Source organism: Desulfonatronum zhilinae (genome assembly GCF_900182865.1).
Lineage (GTDB): Bacteria > Desulfobacterota > Desulfovibrionia > Desulfovibrionales > Desulfonatronaceae > Desulfonatronum > Desulfonatronum lacustre.
The window spans coordinates 48,031-74,482 of the sequence record NZ_FXUJ01000008.1; the positions used below are offsets into that span (position 1 = coordinate 48,031).

General features: G+C 59.6%; 13 protein-coding genes. All 13 read left to right on the plus strand.

Going from position 1 to position 26,452, the window contains the following annotated elements; translation table 11 throughout:
* Positions 1-6: 6 nt before the first annotated feature.
* The gene (locus tag AC559A_RS08360; protein WP_498817413.1) at positions 7-4,095 is read left to right on the plus strand and encodes a response regulator; all 4,089 of its coding nucleotides are present in this window, start codon (positions 7-9) and stop codon (positions 4,093-4,095) included.
* Positions 4,096-4,147: 52 nt separating this feature from the next.
* On the plus strand, positions 4,148-5,071 hold the full coding sequence (locus tag AC559A_RS08365) for a diguanylate cyclase domain-containing protein (RefSeq protein ID WP_498817415.1): 924 nt from the start codon (positions 4,148-4,150) through the stop codon (positions 5,069-5,071).
* Positions 5,072-5,632: 561 nt separating this feature from the next.
* Complete coding sequence (locus AC559A_RS08370; protein ID WP_498817417.1) at positions 5,633-7,201, plus strand: helix-turn-helix domain-containing protein; 1,569 nt, start codon at positions 5,633-5,635, stop codon at positions 7,199-7,201.
* A 105-nt stretch (positions 7,202-7,306) separates the two neighbouring features.
* Complete coding sequence (locus tag AC559A_RS08375; RefSeq protein ID WP_498817419.1) at positions 7,307-11,116, plus strand: PAS domain S-box protein; 3,810 nt, start codon at positions 7,307-7,309, stop codon at positions 11,114-11,116.
* Between the two features lie 8 nt (positions 11,117-11,124).
* On the plus strand, positions 11,125-11,757 hold the full coding sequence (locus AC559A_RS08380; RefSeq protein WP_028572095.1) for a cobalamin B12-binding domain-containing protein: 633 nt from the start codon (positions 11,125-11,127) through the stop codon (positions 11,755-11,757).
* Positions 11,754-12,803 (plus strand): uroporphyrinogen decarboxylase family protein, encoded by a 1,050-nt coding sequence (locus tag AC559A_RS08385; protein ID WP_498817421.1) that lies wholly within the window; start codon positions 11,754-11,756, stop codon positions 12,801-12,803. Before AC559A_RS08380 ends, AC559A_RS08385 begins: the two co-directional genes overlap by 4 nt.
* Positions 12,796-15,753, plus strand: a complete 2,958-nt coding sequence (locus AC559A_RS08390) for an ATP-binding protein (RefSeq protein ID WP_498817423.1) — start codon at positions 12,796-12,798, stop codon at positions 15,751-15,753. Before AC559A_RS08385 ends, AC559A_RS08390 begins: the two co-directional genes overlap by 8 nt.
* A 19-nt stretch (positions 15,754-15,772) precedes the next feature.
* The gene (locus AC559A_RS08395; RefSeq protein WP_498817425.1) at positions 15,773-16,954 is read left to right on the plus strand and encodes a GGDEF domain-containing protein; all 1,182 of its coding nucleotides are present in this window, start codon (positions 15,773-15,775) and stop codon (positions 16,952-16,954) included.
* Between the two features lie 36 nt (positions 16,955-16,990).
* Entirely contained in the window at positions 16,991-18,043 is a 1,053-nt protein-coding gene (locus AC559A_RS08400; RefSeq protein ID WP_498817427.1) for an HD domain-containing phosphohydrolase, read from the plus strand.
* Positions 18,044-18,243: 200 nt separating this feature from the next.
* Positions 18,244-20,277, plus strand: a complete 2,034-nt coding sequence (locus AC559A_RS08405; RefSeq protein WP_498817428.1) for a methyl-accepting chemotaxis protein — start codon at positions 18,244-18,246, stop codon at positions 20,275-20,277.
* Between the two features lie 235 nt (positions 20,278-20,512).
* On the plus strand, positions 20,513-21,016 hold the full coding sequence (locus AC559A_RS08410) for a chemotaxis protein CheW (protein WP_028572092.1): 504 nt from the start codon (positions 20,513-20,515) through the stop codon (positions 21,014-21,016).
* Between the two features lie 91 nt (positions 21,017-21,107).
* On the plus strand, positions 21,108-23,648 hold the full coding sequence (locus tag AC559A_RS08415) for a PAS domain-containing hybrid sensor histidine kinase/response regulator (RefSeq protein WP_498817430.1): 2,541 nt from the start codon (positions 21,108-21,110) through the stop codon (positions 23,646-23,648).
* A complete protein-coding gene (locus AC559A_RS08420) occupies positions 23,645-26,404 on the plus strand; it encodes a sensor histidine kinase (protein ID WP_498817432.1) in 2,760 nt (919 codons plus the stop codon). The genes AC559A_RS08415 and AC559A_RS08420 overlap by 4 nt, the downstream gene beginning before the upstream one ends.
* The last annotated feature ends 48 nt before the right edge of the window (positions 26,405-26,452 follow it).

The following is a 26,452-nucleotide window of genomic DNA, read 5'->3' on the forward strand; positions in this document are numbered from 1 at the left end:
GACCCCATGCCTCAGCAATCCCTCTTCCGTCCCACCTGGTTTGTTATTCCAGCCCTCACCGTGGCCGCCATGCTCCTTGTAGGGCATTTTTTTTACCGTCAGTACGGCCAGGAGGTGAAGCTGGTGGCGGAGCAGCATGTCATGGCTTTGGACGTGTCCTACCGGGCGGCCATTGAAACCTATCGCCGGGAGGCGGAAATCCGTTTTCGCTTGCAGGTGGACCGGCCCGAAACGCTGGATTTGGTGGAGCTGGCCATGAACGCTCCGGAAGAAGAGCTACCGGTGATCCGGGGGCGGCTTTTTCGTCTGCTCGGGCCGCTCTATGATGAGTTGAAGGCGACGGGCATGCGTCAATTTCAGTTTCATCTGGCGGATGATCGCTCATTGCTGCGCTTCCACATGCCCCATATGGTCGGCGATCCCCTTTTTGACTTGCGGCCTTCGGTCCGCATCGCCAATCAGGAGTTCCGCCCGGCGACCGGGCTGGAAGTGGGCCGCACCTACCCGGGATTCCGGTTCGTCTTCCCCCTGTCGCGGGATGGCCGACATCTGGGCAGCGTGGAACTGACCCTGCCCTTTGATCGCATCCACACCCATCTTGTGGAGATGATCGGCGGCGGTGACTATGCCTTGCTGCTGCGCCGGGATGCCGTCCTGGAGACAGTGGATCCGGAACATCGGGAAAAGTACGTCCCATCAGACATCAACCCGGACTATCTTGTTGAAAATCCCACCGTTTCCCGGATCATTCGCGATTTTGTCGAGTCCGAGCGTGTTCAGGCCATGAATCCGCTTTTGCGCCAAGACTCCCAGGTTCAGGAAAACATGCGCCAGGGTGTTTCCTTTATGGTACCGGTCACCCATGGAACGGAATGCTGCGCCGTGACGTTTCTGGCCCTTTCCGACTTGAACGGTCGGACCATGGCCTATCTCGTCCGGTTCACGTCCTCGGAGACGCTCAAAAGTTTGCGCCTGGTCAGCCAGGTCCAGGCCGCCCTGGCCCTGGTCCTGACTCTGCTGTTGGGTCTGGCCATGCAGTATCTTGCCTCCCAGCGACGCAGATTGCGGCGGGACATAGCGTTGCGCTTGCAGGCTGAAAAGGAGCTGGCCGCGGCGGAACTGAAGTACCGGACCCTTTTTGCCCAGGCCCGGGATGGACTGGGGATCATTGATATGGAGACCCGCGGCTTCGTTGACCTCAACGATACCCTGGCCGAGCAGTTGGGCTACGCCCGGGATGAAATGGCCCGGCTGAAAATCGAGGAGTACGAGGCCCAGGAGACTCCCGATGATGTCCAGCGCCATGTGGCCAGAGTCCGGGAGCAGGGGTGGGATGCTTTTGAAACCAAGCATCGTGCAAAGAATGGAGACATTCGGGACGTCCACGTCACGGTGCAGACCATCGCGTTAGACGAACGCCCGCTGCTGTTCGTCACCTTCCGGGACATCACCGAGAGCAAGCTGGCTGAGCAGAAGCTGCGCGAGTTCGCCTTCCAGATGGAGAGCCAGAATATCGAGCTGGACGCGGCCCTGACCCAGGCCGAAAAAGCCAGCCGGGCCAAGGGCGAATTCCTGGCCAATATGAGCCATGAGATCCGTACGCCCATGAACGCGGTGATCGGCCTGAGCGATCTGCTGCTCCAGACTCACCTGACGGACAAGCAGCGCGACTATCTGAACAAAATCAGCGGCTCCTCGCGGATGCTCCTGGGCATCATCAACGACATCCTGGATTTCTCCAAAATCGAGGCCGGAAAACTGGAACTTGATCCGCAACCCTTCAAACTTGACGACTTGCTGGACCAGATGAAAACCCTGTTCGCGTCCACGGCGGACGCCAAGGGCCTGGAACTGGCCTTCCGCATCCCCCCCGACACCACCCACGCCCTGATCGGCGACTCCCTGCGCCTGGGCCAGGTGCTCACGAATCTGGTGGGCAATGCCTTGAAGTTCACGGAGCGGGGGGAAGTGGTTGTGGAGGTCGCAGAGGTTGATGAGGAGGTTCACGGTTCACGGTTCAACGGTTCAGCGGTTGATGGTGCGGTTGTTGGAGGTTTGGATGTAGGGGCGCACCGCGGTGCGCCCGACAATGTCACGCCAAATCCCCCCTCTCCCGACGAAACCACGGCCCCAACCGTGAACCGTGAACCGCTGAACCGTGAACCCTTCGATCGTGAACCCCGGACCGTCCGGCTCCGCTTCAGAATTCGGGACACCGGCATCGGCATGGACGACCGGCAGATTGCCGGGTTGTTTCAGGCTTTCAGTCAGGCGGACACGTCCACCACCCGTAAATATGGCGGCACGGGGCTGGGGTTGGCGATCAGCCGGAAGCTGGTGGAACGCATGGGCGGCGAATTGGGGGTGGAGTCCGTGCCGGGGCTGGGCAGCACCTTCTTTTTTGAGCTGGATCTGCCTGTAGCCTCGGAAAGTGCGCAACGAACGGGCTGTCCGGATCTGGGCGGTTTCGGGACCAGGGTTCTGGTGGTGGACGATCACGCCACTGCCAGGGAAGTGCTGCGTGAGCTGCTGGAAAGCTGCCGCTTTGCGGTGTCCGAGGCGGACAGCGGCCAGGCCGCCATCGACGCGGTGGTCCGCGCGGAGCAGGTCGGCGAGCCCTTTGGGGTGATCCTCATGGACTGGAAAATGCCCGGTGAGCTGGATGGGTTACAGGCCATCGAACGGCTGCATCAGCTCCGGGAACAAGGCGTTCTGACCGGTCCGGACATTCCCGTCTGCATCATCAGCGCCTACAGCCGCGACGATCTGCCGCCCCGGCGGCCCGGGTTCAGCGCCTTTTTGGGCAAACCCGTGACCGCCTCGACCCTGGTGGATGCCATGTTGGAGGCCACCGGAGGCGACATTCCGGGCCCAGGCGGGGCACCTGGCAGTACTTGGGAACATTTGGTTCCCTCTTTTGCCGGATACTCCATCCTTCTGGTGGAAGACACCCCCATCAGTCAGGAAGTGGCCGTGGAAGTACTCTTGAAAACCGGGGCCGAAGTCACCATCGCCAACAATGGCCTCGAAGCCGTAAACCTGTTCCGCACCCGGCCTTTCGACCTGATCCTGATGGATTTGCAGATGCCGGTGATGGATGGGTTTGAGGCTACGCGGGAAATTAGAAGATTGGAAAAAAATGCGGGGATACTGGAATCCTGGAATGCTGGAATTGAAAAGACAGGAAAAGATGGCAGCATTTCAGAATCTGTTCAAGAAACACAGCACTCCCATACTCCAGCATCCCAAAATCCCAGCATCCCAGCATCCCAGCATCCCAGAATTCCGGTTATCGCCCTCACCGCCGCGGTCATGGAGGCGGATCGGAGGATGGCCCGGGAGGCGGGGATGGATGGGCATTTGGCCAAGCCCATCGACAGGGCGGAACTGTATCACACGTTGGCCCAATGGTTGCGGGTTCGGGGAGAAGCGCGGTCCGGGACGGACTCCGGTTCGGAACGCGAAAAGCGGAGGGCCGAAGAGATGCTTCCGGAGACCTTGGCGGGTTTTGACCTGGAGCAAGGGCTGCGTTTTTTTGACGGTAACGTGTTGTTTTATCGAAAGATGATCTGGGGCTTCAAGGAACAAGTGGAGCGGGAGTTCTCGGCCTTGCCCGAAATGCTGGCGCGGATTGAACAGGAGGGCGGTGACGATCAGGAGGCCCGTCGCATGGCCCATACACTCAAGGGGGTGGCCGGATTGATCCGGGCCGATCGTCTGACCGCCGCGGCCGTGGCCATTGACCTGGCCTTCAAGCAGGGCCGGGGGGTCAGCGCGGAGCTTCGCGAGGAGCTTGCCGCGGCTCTGGATCAGGTCCGCGCCGGGCTGGAGAAGGTGACCGCGTCAGGGGCGGCTGCCAGGAGCATTGCCCTGCCGGAAGACATCGCCCCGGCCATGCGTCGGCTTCTGGCCGCCTTACGGGCCGGAGAGCTGGTGGAGGACGATCTGCTGGAGCCCGTGGCCGATTTCCTTGAAGTCAAACTGGGCCGGGCTTTGGCTGAAACATTGCGGACCCTCGTGGACGACTTTGCCCAGGACGAGGCCGCGGATTTGCTGCTGGAGACGGCCGGGAAGCTGGGCGTGGATCTCGGCTGAGGCAGAGGACAAAAGGGCATAGCCCGTTTATTCATACTGAGCAGGATAACGCATGGACAAAGATCTTCAGGAATTACGAGAGAAGCCCGCCGTCCTCATCGTGGACGATCAGAAGACGGTTATTCACGCCCTGGCTCAATTGCTCAAGGAGGACTACCATGTCCTGGTCGCCGCCAGTGGGGCCAAGGCCTTGGAACTGGCTTCCAGGGAGACGAGCCCGGATCTGATTCTCCTGGACGTCATGATGCCGGACATGGACGGATACGAGGTGTGCCGACGGCTGAAGAACGACCCGAAGACCAAAGGCATCCCGGTGATTTTCGTCACGGCCATGGGCAGCGGTGAAAACGAGGCCAAGGGCCTCAACCTGGGGGCCGTGGATTATATTCCCAAGCCTTTCAACAACGCGGTGGTCAAGGCTCGGGTGCGCACCCATGTTCAGTTGAAGGTCCGTACGGATATGCTGGAAAAACTGGCCCTTATGGACGGGCTGACCGGCATCGCCAACCGGCGCAGCTTTGACTTGGCTCTGGAACAGGAATGGAAACGCGCGGCCCGGTCCGGCCGGGACGTCAGCGTGATCATGCTGGATATCGACCATTTCAAGCCCTACAACGATAACTACGGTCACGGCGCTGGAGATGATTGCCTGCAACGGGTGGCCAAGACGCTGCGCTCCGCGGCGCGTCGTCCCTCGGACATGATCGCCCGCTACGGCGGCGAGGAATTCGTGGCCCTGCTCCCGGAAACCGACTTCCAGGGCGCGGCGGGGATGGCCGAGACATTACGGCTGGCTGTGGCCAACCTGACCCTGCCCCACGCCTATTCCCCCATCGCCGACCACGTGACCGTCTCCGTGGGTCACGCCACCCGCCAGGCCGTCCCGGACCAATCGCCCCAGGATGTTCTCAAGGCAGCGGACCAGGCCCTGTACAAGGCCAAGGAGGCCGGACGGAATCGGATTTGGGAGGGGTGAAGGACCGCGTTTCAGACTTTCAACAATGTTACGGATGCATATTTTGTCAAGTTTCAGCCTGTGTTGCTACAAATGACAAACATCGGCCAGGCCCAAGTTCTTGCCTCCGCCTTTCTGTCCCCTCCTCCGATCGTTCCCACGCTCCAGCGTGGGAACGTAGCCCGGGCTCTTCAGCGCCCCGTTTTGGCTCGGAGTGAGCAGTCAATCCCCATCAGCCAAGACTCGAGAATTTCCAAAAAGCAGCGTTTTCACAGGAGTTCAATTCGCGACGCTGGAGCGTCGGGAGCTGCATTCCCACGCTGGACCGTGGGAACGATCGATTCCCGGGAAACCATTTTAGCAGAGTGAACACAGCCTTCAATCGCAATAAGCCCGGCTCATTTCGATTGACGTTCCAGATTGGCCAGGCTCATCCATGATTGAGAAGATGGCCCGGCATCATTCCTCTTTGCTTCTTGACCACCCAATGACCAATTGAAAAAGTCTTTGCATCTTTTGGTTGGGCATGGCATGGTCAATTTCGGTATTCTCAGATTGACCCCCAGCGAGGAGCGGCCTGTCATGCCATCTTCTCCCTTTTCTTTCCATTATCCCGATGCGGACCATGTCGGCGCCTTTGGTCGGCGGTTGAAGGCCTTGCGCAGGCAGGCCGGGTTGACTCGCAAGGAGCTGGCCGCCAGGGCCGGGATGTCTCCCCATCATTTGAACAAGGTGGAACGCGGGGCCTCCGGCCCGTCTTTCGGGGCCATTCATGCCCTTGCCGCCGGCCTGGGTGTTGATCCGGTCGCTTTCTTCGCCGACACCGATAACCCCGGCCTCTCCGTTGCCGGCTCCGAGCCGCCTGCTTCCATCTCCCCCACCCCCTGGCCCGAATTGGTTCCCAGGATAGCCCTGTTGGGCCTGGGCCAACAGGGCCGGGTGATCCTCTCCCCCTCCCTCTCCGCTTTGCTGGGGCTCGACGGCTTACGGCAAGTCCTTTCCCTGGATGGTTTTCTGGAGCGCCACGTGGACCCGGCGGATCGTATCGCCTTGAAGCTGGATTTGGAAAACCTGGCCGCCGGGGTTCCGGTCCAGGTCAGGGAAGTGCGGCTGCTCCCGGCCTCCGGTGCACGGATTGTGGTCGTGTTGCAGAATGCCGACTGGTTTTTGGAACAAACAGTTTCCGGCGATGAAGGGCAGACCGAAGGTCCGCCCAAGGATCAAGCCGTCTGGATGACCGTCGTGGACGTGACCCATTTGGATGCGGTGCTGCGCGACCATTCCGCCAATCAGGTCGGACAGATATTTCAGCTTGAAGAACTGATCCGGGAGCGGGAGCGGTGCAGCCAGGCCATGGAGCAGGAAAACCATGCTCGGAGACAGGCCGAGCGGATGATGCTGGATGCGCAACGGCTGTTGCAGGGCGTGATGCATTCCTCCCAGGATGCCTTGATTATTTTGCACCCGGATCTCTCCGTTCTGGACGGCAACAGCGAGATGCACCGGCTGTGCAATGGCAAATGCGATCCCGCGTACGACTGCCGCATGCAGCATCTTATGGACGGAAAAGCACTGCGTCGGATCAAGGAACTGGCCGCACAGGCTCTGAGCTCTGGATTCCTGGTCCATGGCGACGTGCGTATTCGCGACAAGGATCTGGAACTCAGGCTGTTTCCCGTACTGGACGCCACGGACAAACCCCAGCGTCTCGTGCTCTGGATGCGGGATGCTTCGCAGACGAGTCAGCAGCGGGTTGAGTTGCGCAAGCAGCGCCTGCTTCTGGAAAAGGCCGAGCAGATGGCCCGGATGGGCAGTTGGGAGTGGGACATGGAGGCGGACGTGTTCCGCATGTCCCCCAACTGGTTCGCGATCCACGGCTGCCGGCCCAGGGTGTTGACCGCCCCGGAACTCTTCCCTTTGGCTCATCCCGAGGATTTGCCGGCGATCCAGGACAGTCTTCAGAAAGTTCTGGACGGGGAGCCGGAATACCGGATCGAACACCGGATCATCCGCCAGGATACCGGGGATGTGCGGTGGGTTTCCTCGTTGGGCGAGGTGGTCCGCGACGAGACTGGTCGGTCCGTAAAACTGTTTGGCGTTTGCCAGGATGTGACCGAGATCCGGCAGGGCATGCAAGTCGTCTTATCCTGAAGGGATTGAGTCGCCAAGACGAGAATCAAGATTGCGCATGGGCTGAATTTGTTGAAATACTTTATTCCGCGACAATTCGCGTTTCGTAAACCAAGAGCCAAGGCCATGAGCAAACACACAAAAACGTCCCCATTGAACACGAACAGGCTGGTCCTGACGGTAGCCTTCATCTGGGGCGCCGTGCTGGCGGCGTCCCTGGCCTGGAACTGGCTTCACGGCGGCCATGCCGCGCTGGTTCTGACGCATCTGCTGCTTGGCGTCCTGGGCTTGGCGGGCCTGAGGATCGGTGGGCGGCTGTTGCGCCGGAGCGATATGCGGCTTCGGGAGAGTGAGGCGTTGCTGAGCAGGTCGCAGCGCCTCGCCCAACTCGGCAGTTGGACGCTTGATTTGAACACCACCCAATTGACTTGGTCGGACGAAGTCTACCGCATATTCGGCTGCGAGCCCCAGGAGTTTGCAGCCACCTATGAAGCCTTTCTTGATTTCGTCCACCCTGACGATCGGGCGGCCGTGGACGAAGCTTATTCAGGATCGTTGCGGGAAGGAAGGGATAGTTACGAGATCGAACACCGGGTTGTTCGCAAAGATACAGGTGAGGTTCGCCATGTCCAAGAGCGTTGTGTTCACGAACGCGGTGTTACCGGAAGCATCATTCGATCCATCGGCATGGTTCATGACATCACCGACCGCAAGCGGGCCGAGGAACGGTTCCGTATGTTGTCCAGGGCCGTGGAGCAAAGTCCCGCCAGCATCGTCCTGACCGACCTGGAAGGCACGATCGAGTACGTCAATCCGGCGTTCTCCAAAGTTACGGGCTACGCTTTGGAGGAGGTGATCGGCCAGAACCCGAGGGTGTTGAAGTCTTCGGACAAGAGTCCGGAGGAGTATCGGGGAATGTGGGAGGCTCTGACTTCGGGCAAGGAGTGGCGCGGCGAGTTCAAGAACATCCGGAAAAACGGCGAAGTCTATTGGGAATCCGCTTCCATCTCGCCGATCTTCGACGAGCGGGGTCGGACCACCCACTACATCGCGGTGAAGGAAGACATCACCAGTCGCAAACGGATCGAACAGCAAACGGAAATCCGGCTGAGGCTGGTATCCTCTTCCTCCGATCACTCATTGGGTCAATTGATGGTCAGGGCACTAGACGATGTTGAGCGGTTTCTGAGTAGTTCCATCAGCTTTCTACATTTCGTGGAATCGGACCAGAAGGCCCTGTCCCTGCAGCAGTGGTCCACGGCGACGAAGGAGCGTTTCTGCAAAGCGCCTGGCCAAGGTCTGCACTACGATATCGAACGGGCCGGGGTCTGGGTGGAGTGCGTCCGGGAGCGCAAGGGGGTGATCCACAACGACTACGCCTCCCTGCCGCACAAGAAAGGGTTGCCGGACGGCCATGCCGAGGTGGTTCGGGAAATGGTCGTTCCCGTGATGCGCCATGATGCGGTGGTGGCCATCATGGGCGTGGGCAACAAGCCCGTGGACTACACCCGGGAGGATTTGGACGCCTTGATATTTTTGGCCGACGTGACCTGGGAAGTCATTGTCCGCAAGCAGGCCGAGGATAAATTGCACCAGATGGTCGATGAGATGGAACTGAAGAATCAGGAACTGGACGCGGCCCTGATCAAGGCGGAGGCGGCTACTCGGGCCAAAAGCGAATTTCTGGCCAATATGAGCCACGAGATTCGCACCCCGATGAACGGCGTGATCGGCATGACCGAACTGCTTTTGGATACAGGTCTGACCGAAGAGCAGCGCCGCTATACCGAAACCATCCAGACCAGCGGCGCGGCCCTTCTGAGCCTGATCAACGACATTTTGGATTATTCCAAGATTGAGGCCGGGCGGGTCAGCATGGAACTGCTGGACTTCGAGTTGCAAAACCTGATGGACGACATCGCTTCCGTCATGGCTCTGCGAGCCCACGAGAAAGGCCTGGAATTCATCTCCTCCATCCATCCCGACGCCCCCACCCTCCTTCGCGGCGACCCCGGAAGACTGCGCCAGATTTTGACGAACCTGATCGGGAATGCGGTAAAGTTTACGGAGAAGGGGGAAGTTGTGGTGATGGTGGAGAGGCAGGAAGGAAATGCTGGAATGCTGGAATGCTGGGATGCTGGAATTGATGAAATGACTGATGGAATACCGGATGGTGGCGTAGGGGCGAAAAATCTTTCGCCCAACGATGTCACGCCAAACGCAACACACCCCGACCCTACCACGTATCCAACCGTGAACCGTGAACCCTTGGACCGTGAACCGATGAACCGTGAACCCTTGGACCGTGAACCGATGAACCCTGAACCCCGGACCGTGAAGCTGCGCTTCACGGTCCGGGACACCGGCATCGGCATCCCCAAGGACAAGATCGATCTGCTTTTCGACAAGTTTAGCCAAGTGGATGCGTCCATTACCAGGAAGTTCGGGGGTACCGGGCTGGGATTGGCCATTTCCAGGCAATTGGTGGAAATGATGGGCGGAGAAATAGGGTTGAGCAGCATGCCGGGTCAGGGTTCGGAGTTCTGGTTCACGGCCCGGTTCGGTGTTCAGGAGGCGACGGACGAGGCTCTGCCCGAGGCCGTGGAGAATCTGACGGGGCTGCATGTTCTCGTGGTGGACGATAACGCCACCAACCGGGAAATCCTTATGAAGCAGTTTACGGCCTGGGGGATGCGGCCCCAGGCCGTCGAGGGCGGGGAAGAGGCCCTGCGGGCCGCGGCTGAGGCCCATGACCGGGCCGATCCATACGATCTGGCCATTGTGGACTTTCAGATGCCGGGCATGGACGGCGGGAGTCTGGGGCGGCTGCTCAAGGCCGATCCACGGTTTCGGCCCATCCCTCTGGTCATGCTCACGTCTCTGGGGCGGCCCGGTGATGCCCGCCTGTTCGCGGACCTGGGCTTTGCCGCCTACCTGAACAAACCGGTGCGCCAATCCGAGATGTACGACACTCTGGCCCTGGTCATGGCCGACACGGGAGAGCGATCTGCCTCCAAGCCGATCATCACCCGCCATTTGGCGCGGGAAATCCAGCGCCGCCAGGCAGCCTGTCCGCGTTTCATCGGCCGGGTCCTCGTGGCCGAGGACAACCCCGTGAACCAACAGGTGGCCCTGGGCATGCTCAGGAAATTCGGCCTTCATGTCGATACCGTTTCCAACGGCCTCCACGCCCTCCACGCCCTGCAAACCACCCCCTACGACCTGGTGCTCATGGACGTGATGATGCCGGAGATGGATGGGTTGGAGGCGACGAGAAGGATAAGAATTCAGGAGTCAGGAGTCAGAAGTCAGGAGTCGGAAGACAAAGGACAGAGTTCCGATCCTCAGGCCTCAGGTTTCAGGCCTCATCCCTCCCGGCGAACGCCGGTGATCGCCATGACCGCCGGGGCCATGCCGGAGGATCGGGAGCTGTGTTTCGAGGCCGGTATGGATGATTTCGTGGCCAAGCCGGTGAACCCGGATGAATTGGCCCGGGTGCTGGGAAGGTGGCTGGGAAGAGAGAGAAGTCAGGAGTCAGGAGTCAGAAGTCGGGAGGGGAAAGAAGGGGGTGGCGAGCGGGAGGCAAAAGAACGGACAGGGGAGGGCGCGGCTCCGCCCGTGTTCGACCGCGTCGCGTTTCTGGATCGTTGCATGGGGGATGAGGACCTGGTTCGGGATGTGCTGAAGTTGTCCCTGGAAAACATGCCCCGGCACATCCGGGAACTCCAGACGGCCCTGGATGCCGCCGACGCCCAAGCCGCCCGTATGCAGGCCCATACCCTCAAGGGCATGGCCGCCAATCTGAGCGCGGAGGCCCTGCGTGCACTGGCCAAGGAAATGGAAGACGCGGCCGAAGGGAGGGACTTGGATGCGGTTGCGGCGAGGATGGGAGCGTTGGTGGAAGGATTTGAGGAATTGCGCATGGTGTTGGTATAGGGGGAAAGATGTCCACTTTTGTGAAGGATTTTACGGAGGCCTTGCTGGCTGTGGACAAGCAGGCGGCCCGGGAAGTTTTGGCCCGCGCCCAGGCCATGGGCCTTTCGGCGGGTGATGTTGAATCCACCGTGGTGCAGGCCCTGGAAATCATCGGCAAGGAGTGGGAGACCGGTGAGGCGGCGCTTTCCCAGGTCTATATGAGCGGGAAAATCTGCGAGGAACTGATGGCGGGCGTGATGGCCCACAAAGAAGGCGCGGCGAAAATTCCGGGGCGTTGCGCCATCGCCGTGCTCAACGATCACCACATGCTGGGCAAGCGGATTGTTCTCTCGTCGTTGCGCCTTGCGGGATTCGACATTGATGACTGGGGTCGCATGGAGATCGACCCGTTGGCCACGGACGCGGTTGACCATGAACTTGATGCGTTGCTGGTGTCCACGTTGATGCTTCCCTCGGCTCTGGCCGTCAAGGACTTGAAAAAACGTCTTCAGGAGCTGGGGTTCAGGGGAAAGCTCTTGGTGGGCGGAGCGCCGTATCGTCTGGACAAGCAGCTTTGGAAAGAGGTCGGCGCGGATGCCACCGCCGGCAATGCCAGGGAGTCCATTCAGGTATTAACCACCCTACTCGGAGGTCGTTCATGAGCCCCATGACATCCATGCAGCGGGTGCTGACGGCCCTCTCACACCGGGAACCGGATCGCGTCCCCCTGTTTTTATTGCTCACAATGCACGGCGCCAAAGAGATGGGATTGGGAATCCGGGAATATTTCAACACCGCGAGGAATGTGGTTGAAGGCCAGTTGCGGCTCCGGGAGAAATTCAAACACGACTGCCTGTACACGTTTTTCTACGCCGCGGTTGAGGTGGAGGCTTGGGGCGGCGAAGTCATCTACCGTGATGACGGCCCTCCCAACTCGGGGCAGCCCCTGATCGGCTCACCGGAAAGAATCAGGCAATTGTCCGCACCCGATGTCCGGAACACGCCATGCCTGCGCAAGGTTCTGGACGCCATCGCCGGGCTCAAGGCACAGGTTGGCGACACCGTGCCGATCATCGGGGTTGTCATGTCTCCTTTTTCCCTGCCGGTCATGCAGATGGGCTTTGCTCCCTACCTGGATTTGCTGCATGAGCGGCCGTTGGAATTCGAACGGTTGCTGCTTCTGAACGAGGCCTTCTGCGTCGAGTGGGCCAATGCCCAATTGGACGCCGGCGCAACCGCGATTTGCTATTTCGATCCGATGTCTTCACCGACAATGGTTCCCAGAACAAAATATCTGGAAACCGGATTTCCGTGCGCCAAGCGAATGCTGGCGGCCATCAAAGGGCCGGTGGCCATTCATTTCGCTTCAGGGCGTTGCCTGCCCATCGCGGACCTCGTGTCCCGGACCGGCGCGGCAGTGGTTGGCGTCAGCGACGAGGAAGACCTGGCTGAAACAAAGTCGGCCTTCGCCGGAAAGGCAAGCATTCTCGGCAATCTCAACGGCTTGGCCATGCGCGGATGGGATCCGGCCGAGGCTGAGCGCAACGTGCGCCGGGCCGTCGCAAAGGCCGCTGCGGGCGGTGGTTTTCTCCTCGCGGAGAATCACGGAGAAATTCCCTTCCAGGTTCCGGACGATGTGTTGCATGCCATTGGGGAAGCTACCAGGAAGTGGGGCCAGTACCCCATCCGATTGGACATCCATGATTGATACCCTGCATCTGATTTGCTGCGCCAACCTCTCCGAGGAAGTCGCCGCGGTGCTGAACGCCCTCGACGCTCCACCACTTTTTCAGACCCACGTCGTGCCGTGCTTCTGTCACAAGCCGGTCACGCCCACGCTTCCTGAACTGCTCGCTGAATGCGGCCTGGATTTCGAAGCAGCCGGGCGCGACGGCATAATTTTACTTGGAAGGCCTGGAGCCCTGACAGCCGGGTTGACCGAGCCGTATCCCCATCTCCGGACACGTGCCCACGGGCAGTGCCTTGAGCTGATCATCCCCCCGAAACTCCTGGCGCATCTTCAGGCCCACGGAGCGTTCACGGTCTCCGCCGGCTGGCTTGCAAACTGGGAGCAGGTGATGCGGGACTGGAAGGCGGACGCGCCGACAGCCCGGATGATGTTCCAGGAAACAGCCCGGGAAGTCCTGCTACTGGAGACGTTCGGAAGGCCCGAAGACAAGGCGCGACTCCATGCGTTTGCCGGATACGTCGGCCTGCCCGCGGTGGTTCTTCCTGTCGGCCTGGACTACCTGCAATCCTGCATTGGGCAGGAGCTGGACCGGTGGAAGCTGGAAAAAGCGGCCAAGGAGCATGCGCGCAGCAAGCGATCGACCAGCGAGTATCTCATGGTCATGGATATGATCAGGGAGCTGACCCAGTCGCTTAACGAGGAGGACACCAGGAAGAAAATCGTGGCTATCCTGGAAATGCTGTTTGCACCGCGTCGAGTGCGGTTGCTGGCCCCGGATCAGATGACCGTGGAAATGCAGCCCACTCCTCATCAGCGTTACTGGAACGACTCCCTGAGAGGTTTTTCCATCCCGATTATTCATCAAGGCCGGATACTGTGCGGCGTGCAGTGCGAGTGTCTGCAATTTCCTGAGCATAAGGACCGATACGAGCAATTGCTCATCCTGCTGGTGGATATCTTCGGGCTTGCCCTCAACAACGCGCGCATCCACGAAGAATTGAGGCAAAAAGCCGAAGAAATGGCGAAATTGCAAAAAATGGCCGAGGTCGCGAATCAGGCCAAAAGCGAATTCCTGGCCAATATGAGCCACGAGATCCGAACCCCCATGAACGGGGTGATCGGGATGACCGGACTGCTCATGGATACGGATCTGACCGACGAGCAGCGCCGCTACGCTCAAACCGTGCAAGCCAGTGCCGAAGCTTTGTTGACGATCATCAACGATATCCTGGACTTTTCGAAAATCGAAGCCGGTCGGCTGGATATCGAGAACATCCATTTTGACCTGGAGGCCATGCTCAAGGGCTTCATGGGCATGATGGCCGTCAGGGCGGATGAAAAGAATCTGAAACTGATCTGGACCATAGCCCCGGACGTCCCCACCCACCTCCGTGGAGACCCCGGACGCTTGCGTCAGATATTGATCAATCTGGTGGGCAACGCGGTGAAGTTTACGGAGCAGGGCGAGGTCGTGGTGAGGGTTGAAGAGGTCGGGGAAGGGGTTCACGGTTCACGGTTCAACGGTTCAGCGGTTGAAGAAACGGCGGTTGACGGTGTTGATGTAGGGGCGCACCGCGGTGCGCCCGACGGTGTCGCGCCCAATGCACCCTCTCCCGACACCACCACGGCCCCAACCGTGAACCGTGAACCGCTGAACCTTGAACCTGCAACAACCGTGAATCGTGAACCCCTGAACCGTGAACCAAACATCATGCTCCGCTTCACTGTCCGGGACACCGGCATAGGCATCCCCGAGGGCAATATCGATCAACTCTTTGACAAGTTCAGCCAGGTTGATGCTTCCATAACCCGTCGATTCGGGGGGACCGGTCTGGGGTTGGCCATATCCCGGCAACTGGTGGAGATGATGGGCGGCCGGATCGGCGTCCACAGCGTGGCCGGCCAGGGCTCCACCTTCTGGTTCACGGTCTGCTTGGACCTGGCAAATCAAGAAGACAAGGAGTGCTTTGACGACAAAGGTCTCCACCCTGTCCCATGCGAACCTCTTCATTTCGGCCGCACCAATGCGCGCATTCTCCTGGCCGAGGACAATCCGGTCAACCAGCAGGTGGCCCTGGGCATGCTCAAGAAATTGGGCCTGCATGCCGATACCGTATCCAACGGCCGCGAAGCCCTCCACGCCCTGCAAACCAATCCCTACGATCTGGTGCTCATGGATGTGCAGATGCCGGAGATGGATGGGCTTGCCGCGACGCGGCACATTCGTGCCGGGGAGGTTCACGGTTCACGGTTCAACGGTTCAACGGTTGAAGAAACGACGGTTGACGGTGTTGATGTAGGGGCGCACCGCGGTGCGCCCGACGGCCTCGCGCCAAATGCAACCCAACCCCTCGCTACCACGGCCCCAACCGTGAACCGTGAACCCCGCTTGCCGGTGATCGCCATGACCGCCGGGGTTCTGCCGCGGGATCGGGAGCAGTGCTTTGAGGCCGGGATGGATGATTTCCTGGCCAAGCCGGTGAATCCGGGGGAGTTGGCCCGGGTGCTGGGGAGGTGGCTGGGGACGGACAGAAGCCAGGAGTCAGAAGTCAGAAGTCAGGAGGGGGAAGAGGGTGGTGAGCGGGAGGCGAAGGAGCGGACAGAGGAGGATGTGGCCCTGCCCGTGTTCGACCGCGACGCGTTTCTGGATCGGTGCATGGGGGATGAGGACCTGGTTCGGGATGTGCTGAAGTTGTTTCTGGACAACATGCCCCAACGCATCCAGGAACTCCAGACAGCCCTGAACGTCGGCGACGCCCCCGCGGTCCGCATGGCGGCGCACACCGTCAGAGGCATGGCCGCGAATACCGGCGCGGAGAACCTGCGAGCCCTGGCCGAGGAAATGGAAGACGCGGCCCAAGGTGGGAATCTGGATGCTGTGCGGGGAAGGATGGATGAGGTGAAGATGGTTTACGAGCAGTTGCGAACGATCATTGACGACCGTCCTCTGGAAAGAGACATGGTTTAACATCACGCAAGGGGCACGTATGAATAAGGTTTTCAATTGGAACGAATCCTTTCTGGTGGGCATATCCATGGTGGATGAGCAACACCAGAAGCTGGTGGATCTGATCAACGAGGTCGGCGAAACGGCCTTGGCCAATGACCGGCTTGATCCGGAGAAGCTGAAAGCGGCCTCCATGGCCATGTTGGATTACACCCGCATCCATTTCAGTGACGAAGAGGCCATGATAAAATCAGTGGGCTTGTTTCCGGCCTACATCAAATATCATCAGGGCCTGCACAGGACTTTTGTTGAGGAAGCCGAATCTCTGGCATCCAGGGCTGAAAGCCTTTCACCGGACCAGGCTGAACAGATGCTGGGATACCTGGTGGAGTGGCTGGCATACCACATTCTCGGTGTTGACCAGGGCATGGCCAGGCAGGTTCAAGCCGTGCAGGACGGTCAGGACGCGGAACAGGCCTATCAGACTGAAGCTGACCAGGCCCGGACCGGAACAGAGCCGCTGCTCACAGCCCTCAAAGGGCTGTTCAAGACGGTTTCTCAGCGCAACCATGAACTACGCCAACTTAACAGCAACCTGGAGCAACTGGTTCAGGAACGTACTGCTGAATTGCAACAGGCCAACCGTAGGTTGCAGGCTCTGGCCGTGCACGACGAGCTGACCGGTCTGCCCAATCGACGCTTTGCCATGACCCTGCTGGGCAATCTCTGGGCCGAGGCAGCGGAGCAGGGCTTCAATTTTTCCGTCCTTCTGCTGGATGCCGACAAGTTCAAGCAGGTCAACGACACGTATGGGCATGCCGTGGGTGACGACCTGCTGCGGGCTTTGGCCGTTGCCCTGCAGGAATCCGTGCGGACCGACGACATCGTTTGCCGCCTTGGTGGGGATGAATTTCTGGTGGTCTGTCCCCGATGCTCGGAAGAGGACGCGGCCCTGGTGGCCGGGAAAATCCTGGCCGCGGACAAGACATTCCGCAACGCTGATCGGGTGGTGATCTGGGAGGGGCCGGTGAGCATCGGCTTTGCCCAGGCTCGGGCGTCCATGGCCAGACCTGATGACTTGTTGGAGGCGGCGGACCAGGCGTTGTACGCCGCCAAACGCCGGGGGGGCTGCCGGGCCGTGGGGGCGGAGCCAGGGACAGGCCGGGACGTGCTGTGTCGCGACAAAACGCAGTCCCGCCTGGGCAAGCCGGTCGCCCTCTGATTAACGAAGCATACTCGCAAACCAAGGAGCAACGCCATGACCGGCGCGAAAATCCTTATCGTGGACGACGAGCCTCAAAATCTGCTGCTGCTCAGGAGCATGCTCGGGAAGATCGGCCATGAGGTCTGTGAGGCCAAGAACGGGCTGGAGGCTTTGGCCTTTCTGGACCAATCTTACGACTTGGTCCTGTCCGACGTGATGATGCCGGAAATGGACGGGTTCACCCTGGTCCGGAAGATCCGCCGCAACCCGGAAATCCGGGACATCCCGGTGATCATGGTCACCACGCTTTCCGAAAGAGCCCATCGCTTGCAGGCCGTGGAGGCCGGAGCCAACGATTTCATCGCCAAGCCGGTGGACTGGCTGGAGTTGCGAGTCCGCGTCCAATCCCTGCTCCGGCAAAAGGCCCAGCAGGATGAAATCAAGGCTTTTCAGGCCGACCTGGAGGCGAAGGTCGAGGCCCGCACCAGGGAGTTGCAACGCGCTCTGCGCGATCTGGACAAGGCTCATGTCGAAACCATCCAGCATCTTGCCGCGGCAGCGGAGTACAAGGATGAGGACACCGCGGACCATGTCCGGCGGATGTCCGCCTACAGCACCGTGATCGCCCAAGGTGTGGGCCTGGACCGGGAGGAGGTGGAGCTGATCCGGATCAGCAGCCCGATGCACGACGTGGGCAAGATCGGCATCCCTGACAGCATTCTGCTCAAGCCGGGCAAGCTGGCCCCCCAGGAGTGGGAAACCATGAAAACCCACACCAGCATCGGCGGCAGGATTCTGGGTGCTGGGGCCTCCGACTACATGAACATGGGGACCATCATTGCCCTGTCCCATCACGAAAAATGGGACGGCAGCGGCTACCCCTCGGGCCTGTCCGGCGAAGACATCCCCCTTCCCGGCAGAATCTGCGCCGTGGCGGACGTGTTCGACGCCCTGACCAGCAAACGGCCTTACAAGAATGCATTTCCGGTCCCCAAGTCCTTGGACATCATGCGCCAGGGACGCGGCACCCATTTCGACCCGCGGGTGCTGGACGTGTTTCTGGATCGCCTGGAGGAAATATTGGCCATCAAGGACAGGTTGAGGTGATGAAGGGTTCACGGTTCAACGGTTCAGCGGTTCACGGTTGGAGCCGTTGTCGGGATGTGGTGCATTTGGCGCGACACCGCCGGGGGAAAGATTTTTCGCCCCTACAGCAACACCACCCATCGACGTTTTTCCAACCGCTGAACCGTTGAACCGTTGAACCATTAAACCTTAAATACAACCCCAAACCAAGGAGGAGAGGGATGAAGAACATCAAACTGGGTGTGAAACTGGTCGGCGGATTCGTTGCCGTGGCCCTGATCGTGTTCGTGGTGGGGGCGTTTGGTTGGTGGGAGGCGCGCAAGCTGGGCGGGCATGTCAATGAAATCGGGCAGGTTCGTTTGCCGAGCATTGAATCGTTGCTGGAAGTGGAGCTGGCCATCGAGGAGATGATGGTCGCCCAGCGTACGCTGATGGTCGAGTTCTTGGACATGGAGCAGCGGCAGCGCCAACTCGGACATTTTAATGAGGCGCGGGTGGAATTGCACAGCAAGTGGAACTATTTCAAGACCCTTCCGGCCACGGACGAGGAGGACCGGCTGGCGGCGCAGATAGAGCGGGAACTGACTGAATGGGAGGCGCGGAATACCGAATGGCTGGAGCTGATGCGGGAATTTCATGCCCTGGGGATTCTTGATCCCGGTGAACTTGTTGAGAGCCTGCAACAGTTCAGGGGCGACCATTATCAGGTCGAAGTGCGGGCGGCCAACAGCATTTTTAACCAGGAGGAGTTTTCCGGCGGGGATGATGCTACGGCCTGTAATTTCGGGCGCTGGCTGAGCGAGGTGCGCTTTGAAAATCCGCGACTGGTCAGCATTCTCCGGGAGATGCAGGCCCCGCATAACCGCTTTCACCAGACCGTTGGCCAGCTCCAACAGGCGGTCCGGACCGGCAATTTGACCGAGGCGCAACGCTTGTTCCAGTACGTGCTGCAGCCCGCGGCCGAGGAAGTCTTCCGGTTCTTTCACCAGCTGATTGAAATGGCCGAAGAGGTCAACGCCCTGCGGGATCGGAGCAACACCCTGGTCATGGGGCCAATCTACGCGGAGGCCCGGGATGTCATGGAAATGCTCGATCAGCTTGTGCACATCAACGAGGATATCGCCGGTGAGGCCGTGGTTGAGGCCGCGGCCGACGCGGCCATGGCCCAGATTGTGGCCATTGCCGGGATCGTCATTGGCGTGATTCTGGCCCTGGCCCTGGGCACCCTGCTGACCATGGCCATCACCCGACCCGTGAACAAGGGGGTGCGGTTCTCCGAAGACCTTTCCGAAGGCGATCTGGACGCTCATCTGGACGTTGACCAGAAGGACGAAATCGGCGTGCTGGGCAGGGCCATGCAGGACATGCAGGCCAAGCTCCGGGAGATCGTTGGCGAGGTGAAGGCGGCTTCGGAGAACGTGGCGTCGGGCAGCGAGCAGCTTTCAGCTTCGGCCGAGCAGATGTCCCAGGGTGCCACGGAACAGGCCGCGGCCGTGGAAGAGGTCTCTTCGAGCATGGAAGAGATGACCGCGAACATCAGGCAGAACGCGGACAACGCGGCCCAGACCGAGAAGATCGCCCTGCAGGCGGCCAAGGACGCCCAGGAAGGCGGGCAGGCCGTGTCCCATACCGTGACGGCCATGAAGCAGATCGCGGAGAAGATCTCCATCATTGAGGAAATTGCCCGGCAGACCAACCTCCTGGCCCTGAACGCGGCCATTGAGGCGGCCCGGGCCGGAGACGCGGGCAAGGGCTTCGCGGTCGTAGCCGCCGAAGTGCGCAAGCTGGCCGAACGTAGCGGCTCCGCGGCCACGGAGATCAGCGAACTGTCCAGGTCCAGCGTGCAGGTGGCCGAGCAGGCCGGGGAAATGCTGGTCAAGATCGTCCCGGACATCCAGCGCACAGCGGAATTGATCCAGGAGATCAACGCCGCCAGCCGGGAGCAGAGCATCGGCGTGGAGCAGATCAACAAGGCCATCCAGCAACTGGACCAGGTCATCCAGCAAAATGCCTCGGCAGCCGAAGAAATGGCCTCCACTTCCGAGGAACTCTCCAGCCAGGCCGAGGAACTCCAGGCCACCATGGCCTTCTTCAAGATGAGTGGGTCCGGATCAGGGTCGAGGAAACAACAGCAGCGCAAGCCCCAACCCGGCAACCTCATGGTCCCGGCCCGCAAGGCCGTCCCGGCGAAAACGCAGAACCAAGGCGGCCTGGCCCTGGATATGGGTGGGGATGATGAGTTTGAGAAGTTCTGAGTGAGAGGTTCACGGGGTAATTTGTAGGGGCGCACCTGTGTGTGCGCCCCATCCGGATTAACGCGATAGATCGCATGGACGAGATTTGCACGGGCGGTCAGGCATCACATAATTATTGAACAATGCAGGAACGGTCGGCCACCCGCAAGGGCGGACACATAGGTCCGCCCCTACCGCGTCTCGTGATTCCATCTCCGCTGAACCGCTGAACCCTTTCATCCTTTCCGGAGGAAACATGGATGACAAATTGAGTACGACACTCCGACAATACCTGACCTTTACCCTGGACAAGGAACTCTACGCCATGGACATCGCCAAGGTCCGGGAGGTGCTGGAGTACACGGAGATCACCCGTGTGCCCCGGACGCCGGAGTTTCTGCGCGGTGTGATCAATGTGCGGGGGCGGGCCGTGCCCGTGGTGGACATGCGGCTGAAGTTCGGCATGAGCCGGACCGAGCCCACGGTGAACACCTGCATTATCATCAGCGAGGTGGAACTGGACGGGGAGGCCACGGTTCTGGGGGCCTTGGCCGATTCGGTTCAGGAGGTCTTCGACCTGGAGCCGGATCAGATCGAGCCGGCCCCCCGGCTGGGCGCCCGGATCAATTCCGAGTTCATCGAAGGCATGGGCAAACAGGGTGAGGATTTCATCATCATCCTGAACATCGACAAGGTCTTTTCCGCCGAGGAACTGTCCGTGGTCATGAATACCGGGGACAAGGAGGCGCTTGCGGCGTAGGACAATCTCCGGGCATACAAAAACACTTATCAGGGGCGACCTGCCGGTCGCCCCTGCCACATAAACAACTGTTTCCCGATGGGAGCCGATCATGCCGCCAACTTCCGCCACCGGAATCGCCACCGCCACCCTTCCTGTTTTTTCCCCTCAGGACATCCTGAACCACGCCCCCATCGGCATTTACACCTCCACGCCCGAAGGGCGGTTCCTTTCCGTCAATCCGGCCTTTGCCCGGATGTATGGCTATGAGAATCCGAAAACCCTTGTTGAATCCGTCACGGATATAGCCCGGCAGCTCTACGTTGACCCGGAATACCGGGACGAATTTGTGCAACAGTTGGAGAGCACCGGGGAGATGGTCAATCAGGAATGCCGGATGCGGCGACGGGATGGTACGGTTTTCTGGGTGTCCAGGAATGCCCGCGCGGTGCGCGATGAGGGTGGCCGGGTCGTTGCCTATCAGGGGTTTACAACGGATATTACGGAGCGGAAACAGGCCGAGGCCCGGGCCTTGAGCAACGCCAACTTCCTGAATTCGCTCCTGGAGACCGTCCCGCTCGCCGTGTTCTACAAGGACAGGGAGGGACGCTATCAAGGATTCAACAAGTCTTTTGAGAAATTTTTCGGAACGAGCAGGAAGGAACTGATCGGCAAGACCGTTTTTGACGTCAACCCGCCTGATCTTGCGCAAATTTACCATGCCAAGGATATTGAGTTGTTTGAAAACTCTGGAACCCAGGTCTACGAGTCCAAGGTCAGGAACGCCCGGGGCGAGCTGCGGGACGTCATCTTTCACAAAGCTGCCCTTATCGACGAGCAAGGAGTTGTAACCGGCCTTGTCGGCGTTGTTCTGGATTTGACCGAGCAGACGCAGGCTGAACAGTCGTTGCTGAAGAGCGAAAAGCGGTTGAAGGAAGCCCAGCGTTTGGCTCTTGTTGGTAGTTGGGAATACGACATTGCTTCGGGGAGCATCTGGGGGTCCGACGAGGGGTTCCGCATTCTCGGCATGACACCGTCGGAGTCGAACCTATTCCCGATTGATGCAATTGAAGCCTGTATGCCAGAGAGAGCGAGGATTCGTAAGGCCCTGGTGGACTTGATCCAGGACGGGAAACCGTATGACCTTGAATATGAAGTCAGGCCTGCCAATGGGGATGCGCCGAAAATCGTCGTTTCGAAGGCAGGCCTTGAGAAGGATCAATACGGCAAACCTATCCGGGTATCCGGGGTCATTCAGGATGTCACCTTTCAAAAGAAAGTCGAGCAAGTCCTGGCCCAGGCCAAGGAACAGGCCGAGGCGGCCAACAAGGCCAAGTCCGAATTCCTGGCCAACATGTCTCACGAAATCCGGACGCCGTTGAACGGGATCATGGGCATGATGCAGCTCTTGCGGACCACTTCTCTCGATCCCGAGCAGGCCGAGCAAGTCGATCTGGCTGTCACCTCGGGCAACCGCCTGACCCGTCTGCTCTCGGATATTCTGGACCTTTCCAGGGTTGAGGCGGGAATGCTGGTCCTGGGAGAAGCGGCATTCCGGACCCGGGATGTCTGCGATTCCATTGCGGACCTGTTATCCATTCCAGCCAGAGACAAGGGGATTTCCCTGGAATGTGTCGTTGATCCCACCGTCCCTGACGGCATCATCGGCGACGATATCCGGTTCCGGCAGATCCTGTTCAATCTGGTGGGCAATGCCCTGAAGTTCACGGACAACGGTACCGTGCGGCTCGAGGTGACAAGTCTTTCTCCGGCCAAGGGCGGCGATATCCGGCTGATGTGCTCGATCACGGATACGGGCGTCGGCATCCCGGATGACAAGCTGGCGGGCTTGTTCAAGCCCTTTGTCCAGGTGGACGGCTCCTACACCCGCTCCTACCAGGGCGCGGGCCTAGGCCTGGCCATCGTCAAGCGGATCGTGGACCTGATGAACGGGAATATTGCCGTGGAAAGCATCACCGGGCAGGGCACCACCATGCATGTGGTCCTGCCCTTCAAACTGCCGGACGACTTGAAGCCGACCACGCATCAGTGTGACCCGCCCCCAGCCCTCCCACCCCGTTCCCTGCGCATCCTCCTGGCCGAAGACGACCCCTCCAACGCCCTGCCCATCCGCAAATTGCTGGAAAAAGCCGGCCATACCGTCACCCTGGCTGAAAACGGCCATGATGCCGTGGAACTGTTCCAGGCCCAATCGTTTGACTGCATCTTGATGGATATTCAGATGCCGGTGGTGGACGGGCTTTGCGCAACCAGGGAGATCAGAAGATTGGAACATAATGCTGGAATGCTGGAATACTGGAATGCTGGAATTGAAAAGACTGATAAAGACGTCGGCATTTCAGAACAATCCGATCGCCATCTCGAGGACACGGATTCGATACCCAAGCCATCCTCACATCTTTGCATTCCAGCATCCCACCATCCCGGCATCCCAGAATCTCCGCATTCCAGCATCCCAGCATTCCAGCATCCCAGAATGCCAATAATCGCCCTGACCGCCCACGCCATGTCCGGGGATCGGGAGAAGTTTTTGGCCGAGGGGATGGATGATTATTTGGCCAAGCCGGTGAAAATGGAGGATTTAATGAAGGTATTGGACAATCTCCGAACAGGGATAAGCGAGAGGCCATGATCAGTCGTCCAAACGTGTTCTCCTGGTTGCCGGCGTTGCGGTTTGCCGGGTGCTTGCGTGTGTGGCTCTGGCCGGTGCCGGGGAAATGGTCGGTAGTGCTGGCCGCGGTTTGCCTGCTGTCGGCGCTCTGGCCGGTGAATCTCCTGGGCCGTGGGACCGAGCATGCCGCGAACGACGCAGCTCCGCGCATTCTCTTGCTGAATTCCTACCATCAGGGATTGTCCTGGTCCGACGCACTGACCAAGGCGGTCTTTGAGACGCTTGATCCGCTGGGTTTCGAGATCACGGTGGAGTATATGGACACCAAGCGCCTCCCCCTGGCCAGTAGCGAGGACTACCTGTTGCCTTATTTTGCCGCAAAACTCCTTGGAGTCTCTTTCGACGCGGTGATTGTCAGCGACAATGATGCCTTGGATTTTGCGAAGCGACACCGGGAAACCCTTTTTCCGCAAACACCCATCGTGTTTTGCGGGATCAATTATTTTTCCCCGAGCATGATCGACGACACCGGCTGGTTTACCGGGGTCATGGAAGTGACGGACGCCCGGGGTACGTTCGATGTGATGCGAATGATGCTTCCGGAAATGGAACGGTTGACCGTGATTTCGGACGGAACCCCCACCGGCCTGGCCGAATCCGGGGCCGCGCGGGCCGACCTGGGCGACGTTCTCGACGGCGTCGAGATCACGTACATCGACAATCCCGAAACCGATGTTCTGCTTGCCGAGGTTGCCGGCCTGCATCCGAAAACGGATGCAGTGCTGCTGACGGTTTTCAACATGGATGCGACCGGGCGGTTTTTCACCTACGAGGAAAGCGCACGGCTGATTACTGACGCGGCCCCATGCCCGGTATTTGGCCTCTGGGACTTCTACCTGGGGACCGGCGTGGTCGGGGGGCGCATGGCCAGCGCCGCGGACCAGGGGCGGGTGGTCGCAACGATGGTTGCCGCGATTGCCCAAGGTGCGCGGCCAGCGGAGCTGCCCATTGTTTCGGACAGTCCCAACCGGGATTTTTTTGACGCCCCGGCCCTGCTTCGCCACGGGGTCGAGCCGTTCAGGCTGCCCCGGGACGCTGTCGTGCATAACCAGAACCCGGCATGGATCCGCCTGCGTCAGGGCGGGTTTGGCCGTGATTCGAAGTTTTCCTACGAAATGTTCGAGCGGCATGGATCAGTCATGCTGATCCTGGATGCCGAGGATGGCCGCATCCTTGACCTCAACCAGGCCGCGGCCGATTTTTACGGCTATCCCTTGCAGCGGATGCTGGCCATGAACATCAAGGATGTTAATGCGTTGTCAGAGGACGAGGTCCAGGCGGCCCTGGAGCTGGCCAGGCTGGAGCGCATCAACAGTTTCCGGTTCAAGCACCGCCTGGCGTCCGGCCAAATTCGTGATGTCGAGGTTAACTCCTGGCCAGTGCATATCCAGGGTGTGCCGGTCTTGTTTTCCATTATTCAGGACGTGACGTCCGTCATCGCCAGTCAGGCCGAGCTGGAAAGTCTCCTGGCCGAACGCACCGCAAGCCTGAACTGGCGCACGAAAGCCCTGATATTGACCCTGCTGGCCTTTGTCGCTGCCCAGGGTGCGGCCATCGTGCTGATCACCCGCTCTGCCGGCAGACGGAAAAAGCTGGCCGCTGAGATCGAAAGCGCCCGGGACCAGTATCAATCCCTGGTGGACAACATCCCCGGGATAACCTTCCGTTGCGTGCATGACGGGCATTGGACCATGCTCTACATGAGCGACGTGGTTGAATCCCTGACCGGATATCCGGCCGGCGATTTTATCCATAACGCCGTGCGGACCTTCGAAAGCGTCATCCACCGCGACGATGCCGAACTTGTGGCGCAAGGCGTCAATATGGCTGTAACTGGTGGGCGGGCATGGGACATCGAATACCGGATCTGCCACAAGGCCGGCGATATCCGTTGGGTGCATGAAAAAGGCAGAGGCATTCCCGGCAAGGATGGAGGCGTGATCTATCTCGATGGATTTATTCTGGACATTACCGACCGCAAACAGGCCGAGGATGCAGTAAAAAACATCAACCAGGAGCTCCAAAAATCCAACGTCGAAAAGGACAAGCTCTTCTCCATCATTGCCCACGACCTGAGATCGCCCATGACCGGCCTCCTGGCTTCCACCGAAATGCTGGCTAATCCAGTTGAAATTGTATCTGAACAGGAATTCAGAGTCCTCGCAAAAGAAATGCATAAAAGCGCCAGGAACACCTTTGATCTCCTGGAGGACCTCCTGCAATGGGCGCGGATGAGCCAAGGGGGCATTGATTTCGCGCCCGAGCCATGCGGTCTGGATGAACTGGTGAATATGGTGCTTTCCACTGCCCAGGACATGGCCAGGGCCAATGGTATCGCCATCCGCAGGGATGTCCCCCAAGGCCTGACGGTTCGTGCCGACCAGCCCATGCTCAAGACCGTGATCCGCAATATTCTCTTCAATGCGATCAAGTTCACCCATAGGGGCGGCGAGATCGTCATCAGGGCGCGCCAGGAAGGTCAAACGGTCACGGTGGCGGTTCAGGATAACGGTATGGGCATGAACGAACAGGTAGTGTCCGCAACCTTCACTTTGAACAAAGTCAAATGCTATCTGGGAACGGAAGGCGAAAAAGGCACCGGCCTGGGGCTGATCCTGTGCAAGCAGTTCATCGAGCAACACGGCGGGGAAATCTGGGCGGAAAGCGAGCTGGGCAAGGGAACGACGGTGTTTTTCACCCTGCCTGCCAATGTATGAAACTTGCATTCACTACAACCTGCCGGCTTTGACTGGCGCTTTCCTGGA